The organism is Mycobacteriales bacterium (assembly GCA_035533475.1).
Lineage (GTDB): Bacteria > Actinomycetota > Actinomycetes > DATLTS01 > DATLTS01 > DATLTS01.
On the sequence record DATLTS010000035.1, the window covers coordinates 35,979 to 57,854 of the forward strand.

Consider the following 21,876-nt stretch of genomic DNA (forward strand, 5'->3'; position numbering starts at 1 on the left):
GTGCCGCCGATCGTATGGACGGGCCGCTGCCCGATGCTGCGCGTGCGAGCATCGCACCGGACACGGGAACAGGTGCGGGAGGTGCCCGGTGACCTTGCGGGTGCGCCTCTCCGTGGTGTTCGCGTTCGTCGTGCTCGCGCCGCTTGTCGTGGCCGCGATCCTCGTCGGCACGATCGTGCCTCGAACGCTGGACAACGAGGTGATGACCCGGCTGGTCGCCACCCGGGCGGCGGCCGTGGACGCAATCACCGCCGCATGCACCCAGGCCCGGTTGGCCGCGGAGGTGCTCGGCCGCGAGGCCACGGGTGCCGGGTCGCCGGCGGCAGCGGTGGTCGACGTTGTCCGTCGCGGCCTGGGCGCCTACGCGGTGGTCGCCGACCCCCGTGGCCGCACTGAGGCGCACGCCGGTTCCCTTCCGGGCACGGCGAGCGCGCCGTCCGTAGCGGGGCTGGGCAGCTGCGGCGCTGGTCGCCCCCAACCGGAGCCGGGCGTCGTCAGCGACGCGGTCGCGGTCCGCGACCCGGCCGGGCGGATCCTTGGCCAGGCCGCGGTCGGGTTGCCGATCGCCGCCACGCTCACCCGGTTGGCCGCGGGGTCGCACGTCGACGTCACCCTCGTCGCGGGCGGTCGGTCGGTCGCGAGCACGCTGCCCGCCGCCGCCGCCCGCTCGATCGCGGCGGTCGCCGCCCGGGCCGTCACCGATCCCCATCCGCTCAACATCCCGAGCGGGATCGCTCTCGGCGCGCCGGCCAATGGCGCGGTCGTGGTCGTCAGCACCTCCGATCCGTCGCTCGCCGGGTTGGAAGCTGTGCTTTGGATCGTCGTCGTCGCCGGCGTGGCACTGGCCGGCGTGATCGGATGGCAGTTGGCGCGGCTGACCGTGCGCCCGCTCGCCGAGCTCTCCGACGCGGCCGCCCGGATCGCCGGCGGGGACCTGGACACGCGGATCGTTGTGAGCTCGCGGGACGAGGTCGGCCGGCTGGCGCGGGCCTTCAACGCCATGACCGACGATCTGCGCGGCTACATCGGGCAGATCGAGTCGAGTCACGGTGCGCTGCGCCAGACCCTCGACCGGCTCGGGGAGACCCTGTCCGGAACGCTGGATCTGGACCACATCCTCTCCGCCGTCCTCGACGGCGCCATGACGATGACCGGTGCCGCCAGCGCGGCCATCTACCTGCCCCGGACGTCGGGGGAGGCCTGGCTTGCGCATCGGCGTGGGTTGCCCGGGCGGGATGTGCCACCCATGCTGCCGATCCCGGTGGTGGATCGGGGCGGGGAGGGGGAGATTGTCGTTGAGCTGAGAAGCAGTGGGGCCGTGCGCGGGATCCTCCTGCTATTCGCGTCACCCGGCACCGGTTTCGACCAGCGGGCCGACTTCGCGGTGCGCGGGTTCGCCGCCCAGGCCGCCGTTGCGATCGACAACGTCCGGCTGCACGAGGAGGCCCGGCGGTTGTCGGCTACCGACGAGCTCACCGGTCTGGCCAACTTCCGGGCCTTCCAGTCGACCTTGCGCCACGAGGTCGACCGGGCCAGCCGGTTCGACCGGCCGGTCGCCTTGCTCATGCTCGACCTGGACAATTTCAAGGCGGTCAACGACACCTTCGGCCACCTGCCCGGGGATGCCGTCCTCGCCGAGGTGGCCCGTCGGATCTCCGGCTGCGTCCGGGAGGTGGACTCTGTGGCCCGCTACGGCGGTGAGGAGTTCGCGGTCATCCTCCCCGAGACCGAGGCGGAGGGGGCGGCGGTCACCGCTGCGCGGATCTGCGCCGCCGTCCGGGACCGTCCGATCGCCGAGGAGGTCGCCGTACCGATATCGGTGACGATTTCGATCGGGGTAGCCGCGGTACCGTCCGACGCCGCGACCGCCGAAGCGCTGATCGGTGCCGCCGACCGTGCCCTTTACGAGGCCAAGCACGCCGGCCGGGATCAGTGGTGGCTCGCCACCGGCCACAGCGGTGCCGCTCCACCCTGACCGCCTGGGGGGCGCTGGGTAGGGTCGCGGCATGCACCGGCGCGTACGAAAGGCCGTCATCCCGGCTGCCGGGCTGGGGACCCGCTTCCTGCCGGCGACGAAAGCCACGCCCAAGGAAATGCTTCCCGTCGTCGACAAGCCGGCGATCCAGTATGTCGTTGAAGAGGCTGTCAGCGCTGGACTCGATGACGTGCTGATGGTGACCGGCCGGAACAAGAGTCCGCTCGAGGATCACTTCGACCGTAACGCCGAGCTCGAGGCCAGCCTCGAACGCGATCCCTCCAAGCGGCACCTACTCGACCTGGTTCGCGTGTCGAGCGAGCTGGCCACGGTGCACTACGTGCGGCAGGGGGAGCCGCGCGGGCTGGGGCACGCGGTGCTGTGCGCCGCGCGGCACGTCGGCGATGAGCCGTTCGCCGTGCTGCTCGGCGACGACCTCATCGACGAACGCGACCCGTTGCTTCCGCGCATGATCGACATTCAGGAACGGCACGGCGGGTGCGTCGTCGCGCTGCTCGAGGTGCCCGCCGAGTCGATCAGCCTCTACGGTGCCGCGGCGGTGGAGGCGACCGACGACGCGGATGTGGTGCGTATCCGGGGGCTGGTCGAGAAGCCAGCCGTCGGTGAGGCCCCCAGCAACCTGGCCATCATCGGTCGCTACGTGCTGGCCCCCGAGATCTTCGGGGTGCTGGAGAAGACCGATGTCGGGCGCGGCGGGGAGATCCAGCTCACCGACGCCCTGGAGACCTTGACCGGCCGAGACAGCGGTGGGGGGCCGGTGCACGGCGTGATCTTCCGCGGGCGGCGCTACGACACCGGCGATCGGGCCGACTACCTTCGGGCGATCGTGCAACTAGCGTGCGATCGAGCCGATCTAGGCCCGGATTTCCTCCGCTGGCTCCGGGAGTTTCTCGCGGGCCGCCCGGGCGACCAGTCGGTCGAGCCGCTCACGCCATGACGGACGAGCTGGTCGCGGTCGATGATCACCTCGGGGTTGTCCTGGACGCGGTCCGTCCGCTCGGCGAGTTCGATGTCACCCTGCTCGACGCCCACGGCTGCGTGCTCGCCGAGGACGTCTCGTCGCCGATCCCGTTACCTCCCTTCGACAGCGCGGCGGCCGACGGGTACGCAGTGCGGCTGGCCGATGTCGCCGCTGCGACGCAAGGCGTGCCAGCGGTCCTGCCGGTCGTCGGCGAGGTGACGGCGGGCTCTACCGATCCGTACACGGTCCAGCCCGGGCTCTGCCTTCGGATCGCGGCCGGAGCGCCAGTGCCACCCGGTGCCGAGGCGGTCGTCCCGGTGGAGTGGACCGACGGCGGCTCGGTCCAGGTGGCCATCCACCGTTCCCCGCCGGACGGGGCGAACATCCACCGGACCGGCGAGGACGTCACGGCCGGTTCGCCGCTCCTGACGGCGGGGGTGCACCTCGGAGCGGCGCAGGTGGGTCTGCTGGCGGCGAGCGGGCTGGACCGGCTCCGGGTGCGACCACGCCCGCGGGTCGTCGTGCTGTCCACCGGCCGGGACCTGCTCGACCCCGGTCAGCCGGCGACGGCCGGTCGCCGATACGACTCCAATAGCTTCCTGCTCACCGGGGCGGTCCGCGAGACCGGCGCGATCGCCTATCGGGTGGGGATCCTCCCGGAGGACCTGGCAACGCTGCGGGACACCCTCGAAGATCAGCTGATCCGGGCGGACGCCGTCGTCAGTTCGGGCGGCCTGAGCCGCGGCTCGGGGGACGCGATGACCGAGGTTCTCAGCCGGATGGGGTCGGTCCGGTTCAGCCGGGTCGCCCTGGCGGCCGGCGAACGGCAGGGCTTCGGCACGATCGGCCCGGACGCAGTGCCATTCTTCGCCCTTCCCGGCAGCCCGGTGAGCGCGTTCGTCTCCTTCGAAGTCTTCGTCCGCCCTGCGCTGCGCCGGATGCTCGGGGTAGAGCCGATCCAGCGTCCCCAGGTGCGGGCCACCGCGACCGCGGCGATGCGCTCCCCATCCGGGCTGCGCTCGTACCTGCGCGGCCGGCTTGCTGTCCGCGACGGTGCCTACGCCGTCGAGCCGCTCAGCAGCCGGGACCATTCGCTCGCCGGTCTGGCTGAGGCGAACGCCCTGATCGTCATCCCCGAGGACGTCACGGACGTGCCCCCGGGCGATCCGGTGGCGGTCATGATGCTGGAACGCCGGCACGGGTGAGGTGACAGACCGGTGGCTCGGTCGACACGATCGTCGGTACCGACCCGGTGTTCGGCCGGGTCGTGAGCGCGCACGGAAGGCAGCGCATGCGCACCCGGGGCTGGCCGAGGAGTCTGCAAGAGGGCTCGGTGGGCGTGCGCCCGCTGCGACTTCGAGACGGTGTCGTGTGGGCGGAGGTTCGTCGGCGTAACGCCGAATGGCTCGGACCGTGGGAGGCCACCCCGCCGGGGGGTGATCTCGCCTACCGCGATTCGGTGGCGACCTTCACGACCATGACCCGCGCCCTGCGCCGTCAGGCGCGGCAGGGAACGGCTTTCCCCTTCGTCGTCACTCTCGACGGAGGGCTGGTTGGCCAGCTGACCATCGGCAACATCGTGCGCGGATCGCTCAACTCCGGCTACGCCGGCTATTGGGTCGACGGACGGGTGGCCGGCCGCGGCATCATGCCGACGGCCCTCGCCCTCGCCGTCGACCACTGCTTCGCCGTGGGGCTCCACCGGGTCGAGGCGAACATCAGGCCGGAGAACACCGCAAGTCGCCGGGTGGTCGAAAAGCTGGGGTTCCGGGAGGAGGGGGCTCGCCGCCGATATCTGCACATCGCCGGCGCCTATCGGGATCATCTCTGCTTCGCGATTACGCCCGAAGACGTGCCGGAAGGGCTGCTGGTTCGCTGGCGAAGTGTTTTGGCGACTTCGCGACACACCGACGGCGGTGCGTGAAGACTGGCGGAGGCATAGCTAGCGTCGGAGACGAGCGAATTCCGAGACCGGTCCGGGGAGGATCCGCTGAGCAACGGGGTGATCTACGCAGCCATCGTCGTGATCTGGGCGGTCGTGCTCGTCCCGATGTGGCTGCGCCGCCACGACTCGGCGACCGAGTCCAGGTCGGTCGACAAGTTCGCCGCCGCGATGCGCACGCTGTCCCGTCGCACCTCTTCCACCCCGGACAAGAGGTATGTAGTCATGCCCCGTCGCCTGCCCGACTCGGTCAGTTGGCACGTCTCCGGTTCCCCCACGCCGGCTTCCCCCCGCGCCGGCCGCTCGACCACCGCGGCGGCTCCGCAGGAGGATCCTGCCCGGGTGCTGCGTCCCGTCACTGCACGGTCCCGCCTGCTCGCGCGCCGTCGCCGGCTAGCCGCCGGCCTCGGCGGGGGGGTCGTGCTGACGGCTCTGCTGGTCGTCGTCGGAGCGTTCCCATGGCCGCTGCAGCTTCTCCTCGATCTTGCCCTCGCCGGGTACGCCGTGCATCTGCGCGGCGAGGCGAGGCGGGCCGCGGCCGTGTCCCGCCACCGTCGCCGGGCCACCGCCGTGCCGCGGGAGTACCGGGGTGACGTCGTGGCCGACGAGGCGGATCAGGTTCTGCTGACCGAGCCGTTGGTCGGACAGGAACTCGACCCGGCCGTCGGCTACGGGGACAGCTGGGATCCGGTTCCGGTGCCGCCGCCCACCTACGTAACCAAGTCACAAGCCGGATCACCGGAGGCCCCGCAAACGATCGTGGACCTGACCCAGGCCGGGACCGGGCTGATCGACGACCTCGGGCTGTGGGAGGACGACGAGGACGAGCTCGACGTCATCGTCGAGCGGCGCCGCGCAGTCGGAGACTGAGGCCTCGGTTCCCCGCCCGGGCCACCGCCGCCGGTGGATCTTGGAGTTCGCCAGCCGGCACGAATGGTAGGTTCGGGATCTTCTGGGGCTGTAGCGCAGTTGGTAGCGCGCTTCGTTCGCATCGAAGAGGTCAGGGGTTCGAATCCCCTCAGCTCCACAAGGACGTCTTCACCGAAGTCGCCTGTTCATGTTCACCGAAGGGTGTGACATTTTCGGGCGGGGCGCTGGCGTGGGGCTGGACGGGCTGTGTTTTGGCCTGGGAGTGGCCGGGCGGGATGTTTGGGCCGCGCGCGACCGGCCGGCTGGCTTTCGGTGGAGCGGGGTGGGTCGTTGCCGGCTAGGGCGGGGTGGCGGCGGTGACGAGGTCGGCGAGGGTGCGCCGCCGCCGACGGCGGGTCCTCGGTGGGAGTCCGGCCGTGAGTCGTCGGGTGTTGTCGGCTTGCCGGTTGTCGTAGGCGGTGAGGATCCGCTCGTTGCGCACGACGAATAGGCAGGCTGCGAACACGGTGATGGCGGTGAGTCCCATCAGTCGGCACCAGCCCCGGTTGATGTCGTTGCTGGCTGGGTCTTTGGCGGTGGCGAAGGTCCGTTCGGCGGCACTGCGACGCGCGTAGGACGCCCGGTGGGCGCGGGAGGGGTAGTCGTGTTTCTGTGCGGTTTTCGCGGTCACTTCCGGTGGCACGGTGATCGTGCGCTGGGTGCAGCAGACCGGGGCGGGTTCGGGTGGGGTGAGCACTTCGGGACGCTGGTAGCCGAGGGTCATCGATTCGCCTCGGCGGGGGCAGCGGAGTTTGCCGGTGGTGGCCGGGCAGGTGACCCGGTGGTAGCCGTCGGCGTCGTGGTTGGTGATCCGGCCGAGTTTGTAGTGGGAGAGCTCGGTGGTGGACCGGTCGTGGTCGGCGGTTTGCTGTTCGCTGGCGCCGCGGGCGAGCGGGCCTAGTTCGAGGAGGGCTCGCGGGGTGGCCGGGCAGTACAGGTTGCCGTTGGAGATGACCGCGCCGGCGTGGGTGCCTTTGGGCCCGCGGTCGTGCGGGTGCAGGTCGGTGACCAGTGCCGCGCCGAGCTGGCGCAGGGGCAGGGCCCAGGCTTCGGCGTCGCGGTGGGCGTAGCCGGAGTCGGCGAGTACGTCGCCGAGAGCTACGCCGGTGGCCGTCAGGTTCGCCAGGACGGGGAGGAAGGCGCGGACCGGGTCGTGGTCGCAGGCGGTGAGTGAGATACGGCGGGCGAGTTCGGGCACGGGGGGTCCGGTCTCCTCGTTGACCATGGTGGCGGCTTGCAGGTAGTAGCCGTAGAACAGTTCGTGTTTCTGCCCCGGGGCACCGCCGCGGCGGTGTCCCCAGGCGGCTTCGTCGTCCGCGCACGGGCCGCCTTTCTCGGCGGGCGGGTTGGAGAAGGTCTCGTGGTCGCTCCAGTCGATGGCTAGCGCGCTACTCGCCGTCTTGTGCTCCTCGGGCACGCTGGCCTCCAGCAGCGCGTCGACGAGTTGGGAGAGCGCTGCGCTGGGCGTGCCGTTGGGGAGGTCTTTGGCTAGCGCGCGCACCACGAGGCGGTAGGTGCGTTCGACCTGCCGGTAGGTGAGCTGGTGCGGGCCGGCGGCCCAGTCGAGCAGGACCTGTAGCCGGCGTTGGTCGGCCTCGGGTAGCGCGACTAGCGCGTGGTGGACTCGGGTCAGGTGCGCGGGGCGGCCATCGGCTAGTGCCAGCAGGATGCCGAGCAGCAGGGTGCGGACCGGTAGCTGGCGGGGCCGGCCACCGATCGGGAGCGCCAACTCGACGCGGATGGCCACCGCGGCGCGGTCCACGACGGCTTCCAGCCGGGCCAGGGTCCTCGGTTCGCTCACCGCCGGGTGCCGCCGAGGAGGACGACCGCGCTCGCCTCGTCAACCGGGGGGAGGGTGGCGAGCAGGTCGCCGAGGCGCTGTGAGCACACGATCCCGGCGGCGGTCATGAACGCAGAAAGACCCAGTCCGGCGGCAGCGTCGGTCAGCCAGGTGGCCCGCAGTCGGCCCGCGTGCAGCCGCGGCAGGTCCAGCCCACCCGATAGCGAGGACACCAGCGGAGTGGTCAGGTTACGGCGGGTTTCGTTCACCCCGCCGATCAGCGAGGCGGTGCCGGCGAAGGCGGCTGCCGCCAGCAGCCGATCGTGGTAGTTGGCGCGCACCGGCACGGCCCGCGGGCGCCGGCCGCGCACGTCGACGACGACCCCGCCCGAGCGCGGGTGCACGTCGGCGCCGGTGATCCCACGCAGGTCGGCGCCGATCAACCCGGCTCCGGCACCCAGGCAGATCAACGCGGACAGCCGCATCCGCCGAGCCAGGGTGGGCTGCGCATCGGCCAAGCCCAGATAACCGGCGATGTCGGCACTGGTGTAAGGAACTTGGGCTTTCTCCCGGGGCAGTCGTGCCGGCGGCGGAGCCGACGGCGGCCCGACCCGGGACGCGACGAACCGTAGATTCGTCCGCCATGTGCGCCGCGCCGCCGGGGACGCCGTGGCGCAACCGGCGACGGCGAACCGTTCGATCACCGACGGGTGCAGGAGCACCTCAGGCTCGCAGCACAGCCCGACCGACACGCCGAACGCGGCCAGTTTCCCCGTCGCCCACAACAGGTTGCGGGCCCGCTCCGCGCTGGGTGGCCCGGCTGCGGCTACCACCGAGCGGGCGAACGTGATGGCCGGCTCCGGCAGCGACCATGGCCGCCACCGGTCGATCGCCGCGGCCACCGTCGGATCAAGGACCGGCAACCCGTTCACACGGTCTATATACCGTAAGATACCCTGGAAGGGGTGGATCTCGATGCCGTGTCAAGGTAGAACCATGCGTCCCGACCCGGTCGCGCGAGCCGAAGCCCGGCGCATCACCGCCGAACTCGCCGCGATCGCACGCACCGGGCAGCTCCTGCCCGGCTCGATCGGCTCCCGGCTCACCCGCTGCGGGCACCCCACCTGCCGCTGCCGCCAAGACCCCCCGCAACGCCACGGCCCGTACTGGCAATGGACCCGCAAGATAGCCGCCAAAACCGTCGGCCGATGGCTCAGCCAAGACCAAGCCGCGGACTACCAACCCTGGGTCGACAACCACCGGCGAGTCCGCGAGCTACTCACCCAACTCGAGGCGCTCGGCATCGCCACCCTTGAAAACGACCCCCGCACCGGCAAACGGCATTAGCCCGCCAGCCCGGCCGGTGTGGATGATCACTTGTTAACCCGTGCACCGCCCCCCGACAACCCAACGAAATCCCAGGTCAAACCCTTACGTGAAGACCTCACCAACCAAATCGAGTGATCGCGGCGCTATTCGAACTGTGAGTCGCGAGCTGGACGAACTGTTGTTCGACGGAGTGTGGTGAGAGACGCGTTGCTCTCCGACAACTACGTCACTCGACGAACCGGCCGAGCTGCAAGCGGTGGGAGAAGTCGCTGGGATCGAACGCCTTGGGGTCGAAGGCGCCGCCCGCCCATTCGAGCATCGAGTCGTGCTCGGGATGTGTCGGGTCGCTGATGGCGGTGAGGAAGTCGGCATAGCCCCACACGCCTCCGCAGTCCTCGGGAGGACAGGCTCGGCGTCCTGCGACGCAGGCCGGGTAGGTCGTACCCGGCGCGGCAGTGACGATCTTCTCCACCACGAGCCTGTGCTGCCAATTGTCGCCGAAGTCGTAGACGTATTCGAAGGTCGTTCCTTCCTCGATCTACGCCCCCCAGCCGAGTCCGGCGTTCGCTCCTCGGCGGGGGACCCCAGCCCTCTCCGTCGTCGGTGCCGGAGCGGACACCGTCGATCTCGAACTCGTGCAGGTGGGAATCCCACCAGCCGAAGGCCGCTTGCAACACCTCGTGGAGCCGAAGGAGCGTGGCTGCCTCCGGTACGAGAACCCGACGCCATACCGGCGGCTTGGTGCCAACGATCGTGGCTTTCAGTTGGTAGATCCGTCCTGGCACCGGCCCGTTACACCTTGAGGACGTGGAGTGCTCGGTGCGCTCTCGCCATCTGGTCGTAGTCGTCGTCCTGGGTCACCACCGGCAAGCCGAGGTCGATCGCAGTCGCGGCGATCAGCGCGTCGATGAGCTTGACCGTCCGCTGGATACCGGCGGTACGGCAATCGACCACGAGCCGAGCCCACGCCCCCATGATTGACTCGCTGATCGGGACAGGCTCCGCCGTCTTGGCGAGCGCCAGGGTGTCACCCCGGCGAGCCCGGGAGGCCGCATCGACGGCGCTTAGCACTCCTAGTTCGAGCTCGCCAATGGTGACCACAGAGACCGTCACCCGGGCCGGCAGCTCGCCGAGTGGTCGCTCGACCTCTCGGGCGATGAACACCGAGGTGTCGAGGAGGCCGGCCGGCTCGCTCAAAGCTCGTCCAGGGTCTGTCCGGCGAGGCTGTCGAGATCGTCACGAAGCGCCGGGTCGGCTGCCCGTTCGGCGAGTTCCCGCCACAGATGATCACCGGGCAGCCAGCGAGCCCGCTGACCGTGGGGCACGATGTCGGCGACCGCCTCGCCGTGCACGGTGAGGACCACCCGCTCGCCAGCCCGCACGGCATCGATGACCTGACTCGTCTGATTGCGGAGTTCACGCACGCCGACCTTCATGTGCGATAGCGTAGCACATCGGTTCGTTCTCCCACGTCAGGATCGTGGCAGGACCGGCTGTGTCGTGGGGCGAGTCGGTGCCTAGGACGATCTCCAAGCCAGTGCATCGGGGCGTTCCCGCAGCTCAGCCGGGTTTGAATAGAGATCATCTTCTCCACCAGATCGCCGTATTCGAACTCGCTCGAAGAAAAGGCTCATCCGGGAAAGTCCGTGGGTTTGAGGGTAAAGCTGCAACCCGCCGAGGTGGAAGTAGATGGCGGTCTTGAAGTGCTCCCGATTGCGGTGGCCCCGGGCGGAAACGCGGATCGCCTGGATGCGGGAGTTGAGGCCTTTCGCGCCGGCGGTGCCAGCTTCCCCCCATTGCCGCTCAGGTGGCAACGCTCCAGGAGGTGATGGGGGATCACCGCGGTGGTCTAGATGCTGCGGCCATGTCGCTATACGGGCGTGGGGCGCGACGTTCGGCCTCGGGATGCCTGGATGGGTTTCGTGCCGATTCTGATCTTCGGAGCAGCTGGTGCGATCGGCTCGCGTATCCCGGGTTGGCTGGGTTGGCCTGGCTGGCTCAACCTTCTCATCGGCCTCGTAGGATCAGTTGCAGGTTACTTCGCATCGCGCCAGGTAATGCGCTGGTACTGGAATCGCGGGCCAGCGGAAAACGCCACGGTCGGCGCGTGACCGGCATCTGCGTACCCGCACCGCAGCGCGGGGTGCCGATTCCTCACACCGTTCCTTTACGAGGTAGCACTTGGGACAGTGCTCCTCGGGGCGCCGCGAGCGGTCTTCGGCGTCCTGGTCGCCCGGGGAGGTGGTTCGGCCGGTCGGGTCCTCTGCCGCTGGTGCGGCTGCCCCCGGGCCTCGCTGTTTCCGGGTTCCCTGTTTCGCTGCTCGCGCAGGCCGGGCGATGCCGGCGTGGGCCGCACGGCGGAGTCGGTAGCTCTCTGTTGCCGATCCTCTGGTCGGGTCGAGTCACACCTTTCCCGTCGCCGTGCTCGCTGTGCGAGCCCGCGTCTGCCGATCACCAGGGCCGCCGCATGGTGGCCGCTCGCGTCGGGCGAGATATCGTGCAGGGCGCCGAGCCAGTGCTCGACGCCCCAACGTGATGTGTAGGCCGGGTCGACGGCGATGACGCTCAGCCCGGCGTTGGTGGCCATCTGGGTGAGCCGGTTCCGGAACTTCGCAGTCGGGATGCCCCCAACCAGGCGCCGGAAGGCCCGTCCCCGCCGGCCCCGGCCGGGGCGGCGCCCGGAGTGCTCGCGTCCCTCGGCCCGAGCCTCGGCGAAGTCGAGGTCCTCGACCACGACCGCACGGCAGCCGTTGGCCCGAGCCATGCCCACCAGTTCGGAGATGGCGGCGCGCAGGCGCCCGTCTCTGGTCGGCGCCGGCAACCCGGCCAGGTCCAGGGGGACCGTGGCCGGCGCACCCACCGGGTTGCCCGAGGCGTCGACGACAACGACAGCCAGGTGCCCGGCGTTCAAGTCGACCGCCAGGACACGATCACGGCGCACGTCGTCGAGCACCACGATGGCGGGGTCGGTCTTCCACGACGCGTCCAGGTACCAGCGGGCCCTGTCGGGGTCATAGGAGATGTCGTAGCGGACCGCCCCCGTGGCCGCCTGGGCGGCCACGTCGTCATTGCGGTAGGGGAAGCTCACCGGTGTCGACACTCGATAGCGGCCATGGGGAGCGTTGGCCAGATGGGACAGTTGTGCTGGCAGCTTCACCTCCAGCCAATGCTGGTCGGGGTGCCAGCGGATGGTCTCGTTGCCCCACGTCTTTCCCGCCTCGCCGTCCGCGGTGATGAACCACCGCGACGACTCCCACCGGCGCCGCCACCGGTGCTCGCTCAGGCCGGCTTGGTCGAGGTGGTGGCGGGTAGCGGCCAAGCGCTTCCCGCCCCGGCAGATCGACACCCGACCCGCTTCGAGACCGGAGCTGACCTCGCCGAGACGGAAACTGGAGTGCCTGGAGCCGGCGGCCCTTCTCGAAGCGCTCGGCGGTGGTCGCATATCCGCGGGTCTTACCTCGCCGCTCGCCCACCGCGACGCCAAGGCGGGCTCGGATACGCCCGATCCTGGCCCGAAGGCTGCGGGCCTCGGCGGCCAGGTTGCGCTCGGCCAGGCACCAGGCGTCCTCGGAAGTCCGGGTGATCGCACCCGCCCAACGCGACGAGCACGATGAGGTCAGGGCGGCCTTGCGTTCCCGGCGCGACACCGCAGCACCCTTGGCGTCCAAACGGCCCTCAGCGCAGCGTCGGGCTAGGTCAGCTCCGGCCAGCGATCCCAGATGCTCCCCGAGTGCGCACAGCACCTCGGCGTCGACGTCGTCCGCCATCAAACGGGTGCGCACCCTCGCCCCGGCCGGCGGCGCCACTACGAAGGGGGCGGCGACAGTCCGCAAACGGCGGCGACGGCCCATCAGCGCAGCGCCTTCAGCACCGGCGGCAGCACGGAGAGCACGCGCCTCGCTTCGCCCAGACAGGCCGTGGTAGTCATGGCGCGATCTTCCCACCGGCATGTGACAGTGCCATCGGTCCTACGTCGTGCCCGGCGCAACGCAGCGCCTTTTCCGCCCTGTTCCTGGCCGAACGCCGCCCGTACAGGCGGGCACAGAAGCTGGTGAGCACCTCGGTCATGTCCCGGACCAGATCGTCGTCGACCTCGCCCGCGTCGAGCACCAACACGCTGCGACCCTGGGCCGACAATGCCGCCTCGACCAACTCGATGTTCATCCTCCCCAGACGATCCCGATGCTCGACGACCACCGTGGTCACCTTCGGGTCAGCGAGCAACCGGCGCGCCTTGCTGCGAGCCCCGCTCATCCCCGAGCCCACCTCCGCCTCGACGCGCTCGACTCGCCTTCCCGCCTTAGCCGCCCATTCGCTCAGCCGGGCCACCTGCCGGTCAAGATCGGCACGCTGATCGGGAGAAGACACCCGGGCGTACAGCCCGACGCCGCCCCCACCCTTAGCCCGCGCCGCCATACCTGGGTCGTCGACCAAGATCACCCTGGCGTTGACCTGGCGAGCCGGCACCGGCAACGTCCCCGCCCGCCACCACCGATACGCAGTCTTCGGGTGCACGCCGTTCGCCCGAGCCCAATCGGCCAACTTCACACGATCACCCTACTACCACGAACGCCCATGAGTTACTAACTACTACCATCTAGGTGAGCAGTTCTCTACCCCGCAGGGCTGGTCTTCCACGTGGGTGATCCAGGCTCGGTACATCTGCGCGTAACGGCCGCCAGCATCGACGAGTTCGGCGTGCGAGCCGGACTCGACGATCGCCCCGTCGTCCACGACGACGATCCGGTCGGCCTTCATCGCGGTAGTGAGCCGGTGCGCGATGAGGATCGCGGTCCGGCCGTCGAGGAGAAGGTCGAGCGCCGCTTCGATCCGGGCTTCGGACCGAAGGTCGAGGTTCGAGGTGGCTTCGTCGAGGACAAGCACCCGCGGCCGGGCCAGGAACGCTCGGGCCAGGGCGATCAGCTGCCGCTCCCCGGAAGACAGCGACTGCCCCCGCTCGTGAACGACGGTGTCGACGCCGTCCGGCATCCCGGAGATCAGTTCGCTCAGCCCGACCGCGCCGACGGCGTGCTCGACCTCGTCGTCGGTGGCGCCGGGCCGGGCGAAGGCGATGTTCTCCCGCAGCGTCCCGGCGAACAGGAACGGCTCCTGGGGCACCACCCCGACCTGCTTGCGTAACGACTGAAGCGTCACCTGGCGCAGGTCGTGGCCATCGATGAGCAGACGGCCCTCGGTCGGGTCGTAGAAGCGGGATACGAGCTTGGCGAGGGTCGACTTGCCGGCTCCCGTCGGCCCGACGAAAGCCACGGTCTCGCCCGGCTCGATCAGCAGCGACACCTGCGAGATGACCGGCGTGGCCGGGTCGTAGCCGAAGGTCACGTCCTCGAACTCGATCCGACCCTCGATCGGCGGCAGGGGGGCGGCGTCCGGCAGCTCTGCGACGCTCGGCGTCGTGGCGAGCAGGGTCCGCAGCTTGACCATCGAAGCTTGGCTCTGCTGATAGGTGTTGTACTGCTGAACAAGGAGTTGGATCGGCGCGAAGAATCGGTTCAGGTAGAGGAAGAAAGCGACGAGCTCTCCGATGCTCAACGAGTGGTGCAGGACCATCTCGCCACCGACCGCGAGCAGAACCGCCTGACCCAGGTAGCCCAGGGCCTGGGTACCCGGGCCGTAGATCGCGGCGATCTGCGCCGTGTACATGTTGGCGTCCCGGTAGGCGCCGACAACGTTGCGGTGATGGATCACGTTGTGCCGTTGCCGATTGTGCGCGGTGACCACCCGCACGCCGTGGAGGCTTTCCGACAAGTCGGCTAGCACGTTTGCGATGCCGTCGCGGACCCGTTGGTAGCCACGCTCCGACCGCGAGCGGAACCACAGGGACATCCCCGTCAGGGCGGGCACGATTAGAACCAGCGTTATCGCCGCTAGCCTGACGTTCATCGAGAACAGCAGGCCGGCGATGACCAGCATGGTCAGCACCTGCACGGCGATCTGCGCCAGCCCGTCCTGGAGTAGCTGTTGGAGATTCTCGATGTCCGAGGTCATGCGGGTCATGACGACGCCGGCCTTTTCACCGGTGTAGAAGTCGAGGCCGAGCCGCTGTAGGTGGCTGAACACGCGCACCCGCAGGTCGTTCATCACCCAGGCCGCCAGCCGCCCGGTGACCCGGGCCAGGGACCGCTGGGCCAGCGCGGTAACCACGGTCGCGAGCAGGTAGATGACCGCGACCACGACGATGGTGGCGAAGCTGTGATGGCGCAGCATGCCGTCGTCGATTCCGATGTCCACCAGCTTGGGACCGGCCTGGTTGGTGACGCTCACCAGCGCAACGAGGGCCACCGCCACGACCCCCGAACGCCAGTGCGCGAACAGGAGCCGGCGCAGGGTCAGTCCGGCTCGCTCCCTCGCGGGCTCGGAGTAGCTGAACTGCGCGGCCGGCTCCCCGTGTTCGGGTTCGCCCGCGAGCAGGGCGTCCACGCCAGGCTGCATCTCCGATGGCACCCCGGCGAACGGCAGGCCCCCGCCGGGGTTGGCCCCCGCACGCGGTCCACCGCCGAATCCCGCGCCACCCACGTCCCAAGCCACGCGGTCAGCCGTCCGGGTCCGGGTCGGCGTCGGCCTGCGCCAGCACCTGCACGTACAGGGGCACGCTGGCCATCAGCTCTGCGTGGGTGCCGTCGGCGACGATCCGACCCTCATCGAGGAGGAGCACCCGGTCGGCCAGACTGATCGTGGACAGTCGATGCGCGATGATCAATGTCGTCCGACCTCGCATGAGCACGCGCAGTGCGTCGTGGATCCGCTGCTCGACCTCGACGTCGATCGAGCTCGTGGCGTCGTCGAGCACCAGGATCGGTGGGTTGACGAGCAGGGTGCGGGCCAACGCGATCCGCTGCCGCTGACCGCCGGACAGGGTGTAGCCGCGTTCACCGACGACCGTGTCATAGCCGTGGGGCAGCTCCTGGATGAACTCCTCCGCCCCCGCGGCCCGGGCCGCCGCCTCCACCTCGGCGAGCGTCGCCGCGGGCCGGCCGTAGGCGATGTTGTCGCGGATCGACACCGAGAACAGGAACGGCTCGTCGAGCACGATGCCGACGTTCGCCCGCAGGCTCGTCAGCGTCAGGTCCCGCACGTCCAACCCGTCTATGCGAACCGCCCCGGCGTCGACGTCGTAGAAGCGGGTGAGCAGCCGCGCCACCGTCGACTTGCCGGACCCGGTCCGGCCCACCAGGGCGACCGTCTCCCCAGGAGCCAAGCCGACGTCGAAGCCGAGCAACACGGCCGACCGATCCGGCCCGTAGCTGAAGTCGACCGCATCGAAGCGGACCTCGCCCGCGGCCCCGACGAGATCCACCGCGCCCGGACGGTCCACGACCGTTGGCATCTCGTCGAGGATCTCGTAGATCCGCCCCGCGGAGGCCGCCGCCCGCTGCCCCATCATGACGAGCATGCCGAGCATTTGAAACGGCGCCTGCAACATGACGATGTAGGCGCTGAACGCGAGGATCGCTCCCACCCCGAGCTGCCCGTGCAGCACCTGATACCCGCCGAAGAGCAGCACCAGGGCCAGTCCGACCTGCGGCAGGTTCTGCACCAGCGGTGCGAAACGGGCCCGCAGGTCGGCGTCCTTCACGTAAGCCCACTGCAACTTGTCGGCCGCTCGCGCCAACGCCCGCAACTGCTGCGGCTCGGCGGCGAACGCCTTCACCACCCGAACCCCGCTGATGTTCTCATCGACGATCGTGGCTACGTCGGCGAGCCGACTCTGGATCAGCCAGGACACCGGGAACATCCAGTTGCGCATCCGGACCCCGAGCAAGAACACGAGCGGAGTCGTGGCCATGGCCACGAACGCCAGCGGCACGTCGATGGACAGCATGAAGCCGAACGCGACCACGGCGATCGCACACTGCACGAGGATGAACGGCGCGAACGTCAGGTACATCTGGACCGAACGGATGTCGGAGTTCGCCCGGGAGATGAGCTGCCCGGACTGCACCCGGTCGTAGAACCCGAACGACATGCGACTGAGGTGCTCGTAGAGCAGGTTGCGCAAATCGAACTCGAGGCCGTACGCGGTCCTCATCAGCAGCAGCCGCGCCAGGTAGCCACTGACCGCGGCCAGCGCCGCTAGCACCAGCACCCATCGGACATAGTGCGCGAGCGGGGTCACATGCGAGGCGATCGAGCGGGTAATAGCCTCGTTGAGCAGGTTCGGGATCTCCACCGTCATCACGAGACCCGCGAAGGACAGCACGAGCGCGGAAACGAAGGCCCGCCGGTGCGCGAGCACGAGCGGCATCGCCCTGCGCAGCCAAGAGTGCGTCCGCACCGGGTCGATTCCAGAACGCGGGGCCCGGTACCTCGGTTGCACCGCCACCGGGACGAAAGTGGACGTGCCCGCGACGTCCGGGGCCGAATGCGCGGTCGGCACGCTCACGGCCATAAGACCCCAGAGTCCACGGCCCGCTCCCCTTCAGCTTCCCGCCGTACCGCGATCTTGGCTGCTCGGTGACGTTGCAGTGCGGCACGCCACCGACCCGAGTCGTCGAGGGCCGCCACCCGATCCTCGCTCCCCTCGAGGTGAGCGAGGATGGCCGTCAAACGCTCGTCCACCGCCGCGTCAGCGGCAGCCAGCGTCGGAATGTTCGACCCACACATCGTTAGAATATCGAACGGGTGCGGCGCGGCAGGAGTGACGACTCGTCGGGCCCGTGATCAGGGAGTTCGGGTCGTGTTGACTGGCTGAGTGACCGCCGCGGGCACGACCAGAGCCGGGCTCCCCCGGGTCGGGCAGCCGTCCGCGCCGCATGTTCGGCACCCACCGGTTGCGAAAGTCGCATCGGGTCGAGCGGGCTCAGCCCAGCGGCAGTATGTAGTAGTCCTCCGTCGTCACGGTGGCGAACCCGATGGCCGAATACAGCCCGAGTGCGCGTTCGTTGTCCACCGCCACCTCCAGGCAGATGCGCTGAGCCCCCTCCCGGCGAAGCTGCTGACAGACCCGCCGCAGCACGTCGCGTCCAACGCCGCGCCCCTGCCAAGCCGGGTCGACGACAAACCCATAGATCCCAGCGTCCTCGCCCCGGCGCGTCAGGCGCAGGGAGCCGACCGGGGAGCCGGCCATCTCGATCAGCAGAGTCTGCTCCCCCTCGGCGGCAAGCTGCTCAGCGAGCCCTACCGCCGGGTGCCCGAAGCCGGCTTCCAGCAGGCGGGAGACCTGGGCGGCGTCCGCGGGCCCCGCACGGCGCAGCGTCATCGCGGTGTCACGGGGCACGCCCGCCGGCTCAGCGAGGAGAACGAGCGCATGCTCGGAATGGTCCAGGGTCGCGCCGCGACCCAGCGCCAGTGAGCGGCCGGCCTCGGACGGGCGGGGGACGACGAGCAGCGCCCGCCGATGACCACGCACACGGGCCAGCGGCAGCGCGGCATCCAGCAGGGCGGCGCCGATACCGCGTCGACGTGCAGCCGGCGCGACCATCCCGGCCAATTCCAGCGCAGAGCCGAACGCGTACATGCCGAGGAACCCCAGCAGATGCTCGTCATCCCACCACAGCAGGTCTTCGACTTGCTCGCCGGTGCGAGCCTGCAACGTGCCCCACTCCAGTTTCAGGCGACCACCGTCGGCCTCTACAACGCGCCGCTCGAGGTCGGCGATCGCCCGAAGGTCACGCGGCGAAAGACCGCGAGCAACGTGCAACACCAGAACATTTCACCACCGCGGTCAACGGATTTGCCCCCTCATCGTCGCCGACTGGGTGCCTCAGCCGGGCATCCGGCGCCGATCCCAGATACCCGACTAGCCAGGCTCGTCGTGGTCGTCCCCCGAGGCGCTGCCGCCGAGCGCCTCGTCCTCCCGATAGTCGCTGGCGATCTGGATGGCTTCGCTCTGCGGCTGGTACCCGGGGTCGAGCCGGATCAGATCCCATTCGTTGATCCAGGCCCGGACGTACTGTCGCATCCGTGTTGCGCCGAGTCTTTCCAAACCCGAGACGTCCGGCGGTGACCAGCCGAACGCGGCAGCGTGCAGCTGTTTGATCGTCGAGTACGCTCGATCAAGCTCGCCACGGTCGGGTGGGCTGAGCAACAGCATGTCTCGATCGATGTGGCGCATGCCCGCCTCGGCGAGAGTCGCCGTCTCGTCCCACTCCGGGGTCTCCCTCCCCCGCAGCTTCGCGGGCACCTGCCCGCGATCGTCCTTGCCGGACAGCACGGCCGCCTCGAAGTCGTCCGTCATGGCCAGCACACCGACGAGCGGCGCCCGCTGCGCTGCGTCGCCGTCGAGCCAACGGGCCACCTCCGCGTACGACCGGCCGCGCTGAAGCAGGGTGTACCGCCCGATCAGCTCGACCTCGTCAAAGAGAATCACCCAGCCGGCGTGCCCCGCGGCTCGCAGCAGCCGGGCGATGAAGCGGAACCGCTGCCTGGCCAGGTCACGGGCGGAGATCGGGGAGAAGGTGTACATCCCGCCGGCGCCGACCGCCCGCAAGGCACGGCGCAGGTCGGACACTCGCAACGGGTCACCCGCCCAGAATCGGACGAGGGCGTCGACGGTTTCGTCGCTGCCCGGCACCTCCCCACCCCGCAACCGCTCATGGCAGAGCAGTGTCGCCGCGAAGCGCTCGTCCGGGGCACCGGATTGCGCGTTCAGCCAGCGGCTGAGCTCGGCGTAACGCGGGGAATCGGCGTCGAGTGACGCCGCGGCGTCCGACACGACCCCGTGGGTGCGGCCGGGGCCGACAGCGCCGTGGACCGCTGCCCGAAAGGTCTTCACCGGGTCGTGCAGTGGTGTTTCCTTGCTGATCACCACAGTGCTGACCACGAAGCCGGCGGACAACGCGAGATGGGCCAGATGCGTCAGGAGGTGGGACTTGCCGGATCCGAAGCCACCTCCGACCAGCAGCGCCGTCGAAGCGCCGGAAGCGGGTATCGAACCGTCCAGCGCGGAGAGCAACGCAGTGAACCGGTCCTCGGCCTCGGGCTGACCCGAACCCAGGGCGGCGACCGCGTCCCAGCTCGGCACACCCGAGCGCAGCGCCTCCACGGCGCGGCGGCGACTGACCTGTTCGGCGCTCATGCGGTTGCTCACGGAACCGCCTCCAAGCGCACGTCCAGGCGGACCAGAGCGGCGAACGGGTTCGCCCGCCGACGGTCGCGAACCTCATCGGCGACGCGCAGCTGCAATGCGGTGTACGCGGGCAACCCGCGCGTCTCGTCGGTCACCAGCTCTGGCGGCATGACAGCGATCACAAGCGCGCCGCGGAACTCGTCCGTCGCGTCGATGAACTGGCGGAGCACCTCGTATGCGTCGAGCGCGGCGGCCTTCGCGTAGTAGAAGCCGGAACGGGAATCGATCGGCGGCCGACGCGCCTCCGCCACGCGGGTGTAGTCGAGATACAGCACCAGCCCGGCGTGACCTGCGGACAACATCAGGGCGGCCGTCGAGGTGAGCATCGCTCGTGCGTTATGCCGGCCGATCCGCTGGTAGATGAGCGACCCCCGCAACGCGGTGATCGAGCGCAATTCGCCTCGGAGCCAGCCGAGCACCGCCTCGCGTTCTGCCGGGTCGACGTCACCTGCCCCGAGCCGACTCTGGGCGAGCCGCAGGATCGCGCGGCGCATCTCGGGGGCCAGCGCCTGGTCGGCCAGCAGGCGTCGCTCCAGCACCCGGCGGACGCTGCGGTAGAGCTCACGGGAGTCGACGTCGTGGAGCCGCGCGACGGCCTCGAGGATCAGCCCGTCACCGGGCGGAACCGGGAAGCCGGCGGCGTCATAGGCCGCCCGGACATGCGCCCCGGCCAGGTCGTCCCAGTCAAGGGACCTGGAGACGGCAAAGAAGATCTGGTCCACCATATGCAGTCGGGTCGACTCCGCGGACACCGCCAGGTGCAGGCAGCCGACACGCGCGGCAGCAGCGGCGAGCGTCGCCTCGAACCGGTCGGCCGCGCCGGCGTCGCCGACGACCGCGACTTTGACCGCACCCCCGCCGGCCGGCAGATAGCACGTCAGGTACTCGTCGGCCAGGAAGGCCGCATAGTCGTCGACCTTGAGGACGCCGCCGCCGAGGACACCGCTCGGCGGCACGGCGGCCGGCCCGGGCGCGGTCATCGGGCGTTTGGCGCGGTGAACGACACTCCCCAGTATCGCTGCTGCTGGCCGGTCTGGGCGACGGTGGTGAGCACGCCTGCGTTGCGGGTGCCGCTGCTCGCGTGCCAGCGCAACGTCCGGCCGCCTTTGGTCGTCAGGGTGCCCGTCTGGTCAAGCAGGTACAGGTCGCGGGCGAACTCGGGCCGGGTGTAATCCCTCGCCTGGCCGGGCAGCAAGGTCAGGACGGCCCAGACGTCGGTCAGCCGAACGACTGCATCCGGCTTCTTGCCCGTCCGAGCGACGGCCAGCTCATAGCCTGAGGCGAGGCTTTCGAGGAACTGATCGGCCCGGAACTTCGGCGGACGCTGCTGGAGCACCGCCAGCAGCTCGACCACGACCGATGGCCGTAAGCGCCGCTCCCGACGCCGGTCGATCTCGATTGCCGAGTCGCTCGGCACGACCCGGACCAGGGACGGGTAGCACAGCAGCCGCTCGTCCTCCTCGAACATCGCTATCCGGCGTTCCGCGGCCACCGACAGCAGCTCCTTGGAGTACTCACCCGACGCCAGGTACGCGGTCTCGTCGAAGTCGAACGCGGCGCGGCCCTCACCCGCCGCGGCCGCCAACTCCGTTGCCAGCCCCGCCGCCACCTCCAGGGCGCGCCGCAGTTCGCGTACCTGACCGGCGGCGGCCGCCGTCCGCGCCTTGCGAAGCTCGCGAGTGACCCCGTTGGCCACCTTCAACGTAGCCTCCGCCCGCGCCTGCGCGGCCCCGAGCGCGCCTTCCAAGCCAATCGACATCGCCGACTCCCCTCCGGACCACGGACCCAACGAAGGACGCTACCCGTCCAGCTCGGACATCTCGGGAGTACTCCACCCGAAGCCAACCGGCCCCGAGCCGAAGCGCTCGGCGCA

General features: G+C 69.9%; 19 protein-coding genes and 1 tRNA gene. 7 read left to right on the forward strand and 13 right to left on the reverse strand.

Translation table 11 applies throughout. The features are described 5' to 3' along the window. The first annotated feature begins 88 nt into the window (after nucleotides 1-88). The 6 genes from VNG13_07610 (at nucleotide 89) to VNG13_07635 (ending at nucleotide 5,926) form a co-directional block, all read left to right on the forward strand. A complete protein-coding gene (locus tag VNG13_07610) occupies nucleotides 89-1,975 on the forward strand; it encodes a diguanylate cyclase (protein ID HVA60390.1) in 1,887 nt (628 codons plus the stop codon). Nucleotides 1,976-2,006: 31 nt separating this feature from the next. Continuing rightward, entirely contained in the window at nucleotides 2,007-2,933 is a 927-nt protein-coding gene (galU, locus tag VNG13_07615) for a UTP--glucose-1-phosphate uridylyltransferase GalU (protein ID HVA60391.1), read from the forward strand. Further along, nucleotides 2,930-4,162: a gephyrin-like molybdotransferase Glp gene (gene glp / locus VNG13_07620; GenBank protein HVA60392.1), complete on the forward strand. Its 1,233-nt coding sequence runs from the start codon at nucleotides 2,930-2,932 to the stop codon at nucleotides 4,160-4,162. Before galU ends, glp begins: the two co-directional genes overlap by 4 nt. A 128-nt stretch (nucleotides 4,163-4,290) precedes the next feature. Next, complete coding sequence (locus tag VNG13_07625; GenBank protein HVA60393.1) at nucleotides 4,291-4,881, forward strand: GNAT family protein; 591 nt, start codon at nucleotides 4,291-4,293, stop codon at nucleotides 4,879-4,881. A gap of 78 nt (nucleotides 4,882-4,959) precedes the next feature. Next, nucleotides 4,960-5,769 carry a hypothetical protein gene (locus VNG13_07630; GenBank protein HVA60394.1) on the forward strand — a complete coding sequence of 270 codons (810 nt, stop codon included), beginning with the start codon at nucleotides 4,960-4,962 and terminating at the stop codon, nucleotides 5,767-5,769. 84 nt (nucleotides 5,770-5,853) lie between these two features. Then, nucleotides 5,854-5,926, forward strand: a tRNA-Ala gene (locus tag VNG13_07635). Nucleotides 5,927-6,106: 180 nt separating this feature from the next. Here the strand turns inward: VNG13_07635 and VNG13_07640 are convergent. After that, a complete protein-coding gene (locus VNG13_07640; GenBank protein ID HVA60395.1) occupies nucleotides 6,107-7,609 on the reverse strand; it encodes a hypothetical protein in 1,503 nt (500 codons plus the stop codon). Beyond that, nucleotides 7,606-8,520, reverse strand: coding sequence for a hypothetical protein (locus tag VNG13_07645; protein ID HVA60396.1), 915 nt, complete (start codon nucleotides 8,518-8,520; stop codon nucleotides 7,606-7,608). The genes VNG13_07640 and VNG13_07645 overlap by 4 nt, the downstream gene beginning before the upstream one ends. Before the next feature lie 64 nt (nucleotides 8,521-8,584). Here VNG13_07645 and VNG13_07650 point away from each other — a divergent pair, with 64 nt between their 5' ends. Continuing rightward, a complete protein-coding gene (locus VNG13_07650; GenBank protein ID HVA60397.1) occupies nucleotides 8,585-8,935 on the forward strand; it encodes a DUF6788 family protein in 351 nt (116 codons plus the stop codon). Between the two features lie 208 nt (nucleotides 8,936-9,143). On the opposite strand, the gene VNG13_07655 is transcribed toward VNG13_07650, so the two are convergent. From VNG13_07655 to VNG13_07705, 11 genes are all read right to left on the reverse strand, one after another. Beyond that, a complete protein-coding gene (locus VNG13_07655; protein HVA60398.1) occupies nucleotides 9,144-9,455 on the reverse strand; it encodes a plasmid pRiA4b ORF-3 family protein in 312 nt (103 codons plus the stop codon). Nucleotides 9,456-9,709: 254 nt separating this feature from the next. Beyond that, nucleotides 9,710-10,114 carry a PIN domain-containing protein gene (locus tag VNG13_07660; protein HVA60399.1) on the reverse strand — a complete coding sequence of 135 codons (405 nt, stop codon included), beginning with the start codon at nucleotides 10,112-10,114 and terminating at the stop codon, nucleotides 9,710-9,712. Then, the gene (locus tag VNG13_07665; protein ID HVA60400.1) at nucleotides 10,111-10,353 is read right to left on the reverse strand and encodes a type II toxin-antitoxin system prevent-host-death family antitoxin; all 243 of its coding nucleotides are present in this window, start codon (nucleotides 10,351-10,353) and stop codon (nucleotides 10,111-10,113) included. Before VNG13_07665 ends, VNG13_07660 begins: the two co-directional genes overlap by 4 nt. A 731-nt stretch (nucleotides 10,354-11,084) precedes the next feature. After that, nucleotides 11,085-12,263 carry a hypothetical protein gene (locus VNG13_07670; GenBank protein ID HVA60401.1) on the reverse strand — a complete coding sequence of 393 codons (1,179 nt, stop codon included), beginning with the start codon at nucleotides 12,261-12,263 and terminating at the stop codon, nucleotides 11,085-11,087. A gap of 578 nt (nucleotides 12,264-12,841) precedes the next feature. After that, nucleotides 12,842-13,465: an IS607 family transposase gene (locus VNG13_07675; protein ID HVA60402.1), complete on the reverse strand. Its 624-nt coding sequence runs from the start codon at nucleotides 13,463-13,465 to the stop codon at nucleotides 12,842-12,844. A 42-nt stretch (nucleotides 13,466-13,507) separates the two neighbouring features. After that, nucleotides 13,508-15,463 (reverse strand): ABC transporter ATP-binding protein, encoded by a 1,956-nt coding sequence (locus VNG13_07680; protein ID HVA60403.1) that lies wholly within the window; start codon nucleotides 15,461-15,463, stop codon nucleotides 13,508-13,510. 4 nt (nucleotides 15,464-15,467) lie between these two features. Then, complete coding sequence (locus tag VNG13_07685; GenBank protein ID HVA60404.1) at nucleotides 15,468-17,318, reverse strand: ABC transporter ATP-binding protein; 1,851 nt, start codon at nucleotides 17,316-17,318, stop codon at nucleotides 15,468-15,470. A gap of 417 nt (nucleotides 17,319-17,735) precedes the next feature. Next, nucleotides 17,736-18,578 carry a GNAT family N-acetyltransferase gene (locus tag VNG13_07690; GenBank protein HVA60405.1) on the reverse strand — a complete coding sequence of 281 codons (843 nt, stop codon included), beginning with the start codon at nucleotides 18,576-18,578 and terminating at the stop codon, nucleotides 17,736-17,738. A gap of 96 nt (nucleotides 18,579-18,674) precedes the next feature. Then, entirely contained in the window at nucleotides 18,675-19,964 is a 1,290-nt protein-coding gene (locus VNG13_07695) for a BREX system ATP-binding domain-containing protein (GenBank protein ID HVA60406.1), read from the reverse strand. Next, nucleotides 19,961-20,983 carry a BREX system ATP-binding domain-containing protein gene (locus VNG13_07700; GenBank protein ID HVA60407.1) on the reverse strand — a complete coding sequence of 341 codons (1,023 nt, stop codon included), beginning with the start codon at nucleotides 20,981-20,983 and terminating at the stop codon, nucleotides 19,961-19,963. The genes VNG13_07695 and VNG13_07700 overlap by 4 nt, the downstream gene beginning before the upstream one ends. After that, on the reverse strand, nucleotides 20,980-21,762 hold the full coding sequence (locus tag VNG13_07705) for a hypothetical protein (GenBank protein ID HVA60408.1): 783 nt from the start codon (nucleotides 21,760-21,762) through the stop codon (nucleotides 20,980-20,982). The genes VNG13_07700 and VNG13_07705 overlap by 4 nt, the downstream gene beginning before the upstream one ends. Nucleotides 21,763-21,876 lie beyond the last annotated feature (114 nt).

Coding starts and splice junctions, on each gene's coding strand:
- galU (HVA60391.1), top strand. CDS start 2,007: ATGCACCGGCGCGTACGAAAGGCCGTCATCCCGGCTGCCGGGCTGGGG.
- glp (HVA60392.1), top strand. CDS start 2,930: ATGACGGACGAGCTGGTCGCGGTCGATGATCACCTCGGGGTTGTCCTG.
- VNG13_07650 (HVA60397.1), top strand. CDS start 8,585: ATGCGTCCCGACCCGGTCGCGCGAGCCGAAGCCCGGCGCATCACCGCC.
- VNG13_07665 (HVA60400.1), bottom strand. CDS start 10,353: ATGAAGGTCGGCGTGCGTGAACTCCGCAATCAGACGAGTCAGGTCATC.
- VNG13_07700 (HVA60407.1), bottom strand. CDS start 20,983: ATGACCGCGCCCGGGCCGGCCGCCGTGCCGCCGAGCGGTGTCCTCGGC.
- VNG13_07705 (HVA60408.1), bottom strand. CDS start 21,762: ATGTCGATTGGCTTGGAAGGCGCGCTCGGGGCCGCGCAGGCGCGGGCG.